The organism is Oerskovia sp. NPDC060287, assembly GCF_042726775.1.
Taxonomy (GTDB): Bacteria; Actinomycetota; Actinomycetes; order Actinomycetales; family Cellulomonadaceae; genus Oerskovia; species Oerskovia merdavium.
In genome coordinates this window covers 1-3,946 of the sequence record NZ_JBHXBO010000314.1, presented here as the reverse complement: position 1 = coordinate 3,946, position 3,946 = coordinate 1, and the positions used below count along the sequence as shown (strand labels likewise).

5 protein-coding genes are annotated in these 3,946 nt (G+C 71.4%); 3 read left to right on the top strand and 2 right to left on the bottom strand.

All coding sequences use genetic code 11. The features are described from left to right. Positions 1 to 53: 53 nt before the first annotated feature. Positions 54 to 803 (bottom strand): transcriptional repressor LexA, encoded by a 750-nt coding sequence (lexA, locus tag ACFWFR_RS18080; protein WP_191803978.1) that lies wholly within the window; start codon positions 801 to 803, stop codon positions 54 to 56. Between the two features lie 295 nt (positions 804 to 1,098). Between lexA and ACFWFR_RS18075 the strand changes: the two genes are divergently transcribed. Both ACFWFR_RS18075 and nrdR read left to right on the top strand, forming a co-directional pair. Beyond that, positions 1,099 to 1,458, top strand: coding sequence for a LysM peptidoglycan-binding domain-containing protein (locus tag ACFWFR_RS18075; RefSeq protein WP_191803980.1), 360 nt, complete (start codon positions 1,099 to 1,101; stop codon positions 1,456 to 1,458). A 396-nt stretch (positions 1,459 to 1,854) separates the two neighbouring features. Further along, positions 1,855 to 2,400 carry a transcriptional regulator NrdR gene (nrdR, locus tag ACFWFR_RS18070; protein WP_191803982.1) on the top strand — a complete coding sequence of 182 codons (546 nt, stop codon included), beginning with the start codon at positions 1,855 to 1,857 and terminating at the stop codon, positions 2,398 to 2,400. 101 nt (positions 2,401 to 2,501) lie between these two features. On the opposite strand, the gene ACFWFR_RS18065 is transcribed toward nrdR, so the two are convergent. Then, a complete protein-coding gene (locus ACFWFR_RS18065) occupies positions 2,502 to 3,545 on the bottom strand; it encodes an aldo/keto reductase (RefSeq protein WP_377616591.1) in 1,044 nt (347 codons plus the stop codon). A 148-nt stretch (positions 3,546 to 3,693) separates the two neighbouring features. Between ACFWFR_RS18065 and ACFWFR_RS18060 the strand changes: the two genes are divergently transcribed. Next, positions 3,694 to 3,885, top strand: coding sequence for a DUF5302 domain-containing protein (locus ACFWFR_RS18060; RefSeq protein ID WP_056648816.1), 192 nt, complete (start codon positions 3,694 to 3,696; stop codon positions 3,883 to 3,885). The last annotated feature ends 61 nt before the right edge of the window (positions 3,886 to 3,946 follow it).

Below are 3,946 nucleotides of genomic sequence, written 5' to 3'. Positions count from 1 at the left end.
GCCGGTGCGGCCGTCCCCTTCGTCAGGCAGGAGCAGGGTGCTGAGGGGGCAGGTCAGAGACTGCGCAGGACCGAGACCACGCGGCCGAGCACCTGGGCGTCGTCGCCCGACAGCGGTCGGTACGCCTCGTTGTGCGGCATGAGCCAGACGTGCCCGTCGATGCGCTTGAACGTCTTGACGGTCGCCTCGCCGTCGATCATGGCGGCGACGATCTCGCCGTTCTCCGCGACGGGCTGGCGGCGGACGACGACCCAGTCGCCGTCGCAGATCGCCGCGTCGATCATGGAGTCGCCCGACACGCGCAGCAGGAAGAGCTCACCGTCGCCCACGAGCTGACGGGGCAGCGGGAACACGTCCTCGACGACCTGCTCGGCGAGGATGGGACCACCGGCCGCGATGCGCCCCACGACGGGGACGTACGACGGGGTGGGACGCTCGGGGGAGTCCTCGGCCGGGTCCACGCCCTCCACGCGCGGGAAGCCGCTGCCGGGCAGAGCGCGGATCCCGCGCGAGTCGTCGGTCTGGACGACCTCGATGGCGCGGGGCCGGTTGGGGTCGCGGCGCAGGTAGCCCTTGCGCTCGAGCGTCGTCAGCTGGTGCTTGACGCTCGACGGGCTGGTCAGGCCGACGGCCTCGCCGATCTCGCGCATGCTCGGCGGGTAGCCGCGCTGCTCGACCGACGCCCGGATCGTCTCGAGGACCAGGCGCTGGCGTGCCGTGAGCCCGTCCCCGCCCGTCGCAGGGTCGGGGAGCTCGTGCACCTTCGCGAGCCTGCCCGTGGTGTCGGCCACCCGTCCCGCCATCGTCGTCTCCGCCCTGCTCGGCCGTTCCGGTCCTTGTCCTGCGGAAAGAGCGCCGCGCGCGGCACCGTCTCCTCGAAGAGCTCCCGGTCGCCTGCGCGCGCCCCGAAGGGGCCCGACATATCGGACGACCGGTACAGGTCCAGCGTAGGTCACCGCGCGACACGAATCAAACACATGTTCGAGCATGTCTCGACAACGCGCGCCGTCGGTGATAGAAATCGTACAGGTGTTCGACGTACAGGTGTTCGAAGCGACCGGGGAAGGCGGTTCGGGCACCCCTGGCGAAGGAGTGGACATGAGCGCAGTGGTGTCGATCGACGAGTGGCGTGCGGCACGGCGTCAGGAGTCGGCGTCGGAACGCCCCCTCCGCCTGACGCGGCGCGGTCGGGTCGTCCTGACGGCGCTCGTCCTCGGGTTCATGGCGCTCGTCGTGCTGTGGGGCGGGAAGGCCTTCGCCTCGGGACCCGGCGAGCCGCGCGAGGTCACGGTGCACGCGGTCGAGGCCGGCGAGACGCTCTGGCAGCACGCTGCGGCTCTCGCCGGGGGAGATCGCGACGTGCGTGACCTCGTGGACGAGCTGATGGCCCTCAACGGGCTCTCCTCGACCAGTCTTCAGGTCGGGCAGCAGCTGCTGCTCCCTGTGGACGAGGGGTGACGTGTCACCCCGAGGGGCCGGGGCGGCGCGAGTCGCGCCTGGTCCGGCCGTGTCCCGGCGTCTTGCTCCTGGAGCAGGGGTTGCGCACTGCCCTTAGGTTCCCCTAAGTTAGTACTGCCTCACCAACCCGGCTGGGGGGTCGGTCGGTGAGGAGGAGACGCGCATCGCTGCGTCTCCGCAGTTGCGTCGACGTCCGCGAGGCGAGTCGCGGGCGTGAGATGGGGACGGGGGCGTCCCGACGGAGGTGGCCGGTTCTCGGCCACCTCCGTTCTCCGTTTGTGACCGATGCCCGGCGCGAGGCGCCTTGCATGTCGCCGAGCGGGCGACGTACGTTCGGGGCGCACCTTCGGAGCGGCCGCTCCGGAGCCAGGCCGACCAGCACAGGAGACCTTTCCCATGCACTGTCCGTTCTGCCGGCACGCGGACTCTCGGGTCGTCGACTCACGGACCTCCGACGACGGCGCATCGATCCGTCGTCGCCGCCAGTGCCCTGCGTGCAACCGGCGCTTCACCACGATCGAGACCGCGAGCCTGTCCGTGGTCAAGCGTTCGGGAGTGACCGAGCCGTTCAGCCGGGAGAAGATCGTCACCGGCGTGCGCAAGGCCTGCCAGGGGCGACCGGTCAACGAGGATGATCTCGCGGTGCTGGCCCAGCGCGTCGAGGAGTCGCTGCGGGCCGGAGGCAGCGCCGAGCTCGACGCCTACGAGATCGGCCTGGCGATCCTCGGCCCGCTGCGCGAGCTCGACGAGGTCGCCTACCTGCGCTTCGCGAGCGTCTACCAGGCCTTCGACTCGCTCGAGGACTTCGAGGCCGCGATCAACTCGTTGCGCGCCGAGCGTGAGGCTCGGGAGGACGCGGTGCGTGAGCTCGACGGCTCCGGGACCGTCGACCATGCGCAGGAGGACCCCGCACCCGCGGGAGGGGCTTCGCACCTGGCGTGACCAGGTGGCCGCGCGGACCCGTTGCCGGGCGAGCCGCGTCCCGTCGGGGTGTGAACCGCGTCGGGCGGGGGTAGGCGCAGTCCGCAGCGGCCGGTCGGTGCTCAGAGCCTGCTCGACCGATCGGCCCAGATGTTGATGCCGGTGTCGAGCGGACGCGACGTGCCGTCCGGGGCCGTCTCGAGCGACACGGCGTCGATCGCCGCGAGCTCGGCGGGGGAGAACGGGGCAGCCTCGAGCGCGCGCAGGTTCTCGTCGAGCTGGGCGGTGGTGCGCGCGCCCACCAGGACCGACGTCACCCGCGGGTCGCGGAGAGTCCAGGCGAGCGCCATCTGTGGCAGGGACTCGCCGCGACCCGACGCGATCTCGTGGAGCGCGCGGACCCGGGCGAGGTTCTCCGGCGAGAGGAACTCGGGACGGAGCGAGACGCCGCGAGCCGCGCGGGAGTCGTCGGGCACCCCGTCGAGGTAGCGGTCGGTCAGCATGCCCTGGGCCAGGGGTGAGAAGACGACGAGACCTGTCCCTGAGTCACCGGCGACGTCGAGCAGGGTCCTTCCGTCGGTCCCCGGTTCCTCGATCCAGCGGTTCAGGATCGAGTAGGACGGCTGGTGCAGGACCAGCGGCAGGCCCAGGTCCGCGGCGATCTCGAGCGCCTGCGCGGTACGGCGGGCCGAGTAGGACGAGATCGCGGCGTACCGGGCGCGTCCCGAGGTCACGGCCGTGGCGAGGGCGCCGATCGTCTCGGTCAGGGGGGTCGTCGGGTCGAACCGGTGGGAGTAGAACACGTCCACGTGCTCGACCCCCAGGCGCCGCAGCGAGGCGTCGAGCGAGGACAGCAGGTACTTGCGCGACCCACCCTCGCCGTAGGGGCCAGGTCCCATGCGGTAGCCGGCCTTGGTCGAGAGGAGGAGCTCGTCGCGGTGTCCGCGCAGGTCGCTCGCGAGCACGCGACCGAACCCGGCCTCGGCCGATCCCGGAGGTGGGCCGTAGTTGTTCGCGAGGTCGAAGTGGACGACCCCTCGCTCGTAGGCGTGCAGCACGAGCTCGCGCTGCACGGCGTACGGCGTGGAGTCCCCGAAGTTCTGCCACAGTCCGAGCGACAGGGCAGGCAGGCTCAGCCCTGACCTGCCGGCTGGCCGGAACCTCATGCCATCGGTGCTCTCCGGTGTTTTGTGCGACATGTCTCGACCGTACCCGGTCGTATTCGCTGGCGTTACCGATCGGCGTACGCCAGGCTGGGGGGCAGGGGAGCGCCCTCAGGCGTACCCGTTCCACCGAGAGCAAGGAGGCCCGCCGATGACGACGTCGAAGGACGAGACACCAGCGACCACGCCCAGCGAGGACGCGAAGGCGAAGTTCCGCGAGGCGCTGGACCGCAAGAACGCCGCGAGCCACCGCACCGCGGACGGGGGCTCGAACACGGGCACCGTCCACGGTTCGGAGACCGTCGGACCCGTGCAGCGCACGTTCCGCCGCAAGTCCGGCTGAGCCGCGCTGCTGGGCACTGCCCGGCCCGCCTGCTACGACGAAGGGACCGCACCCACGGGTG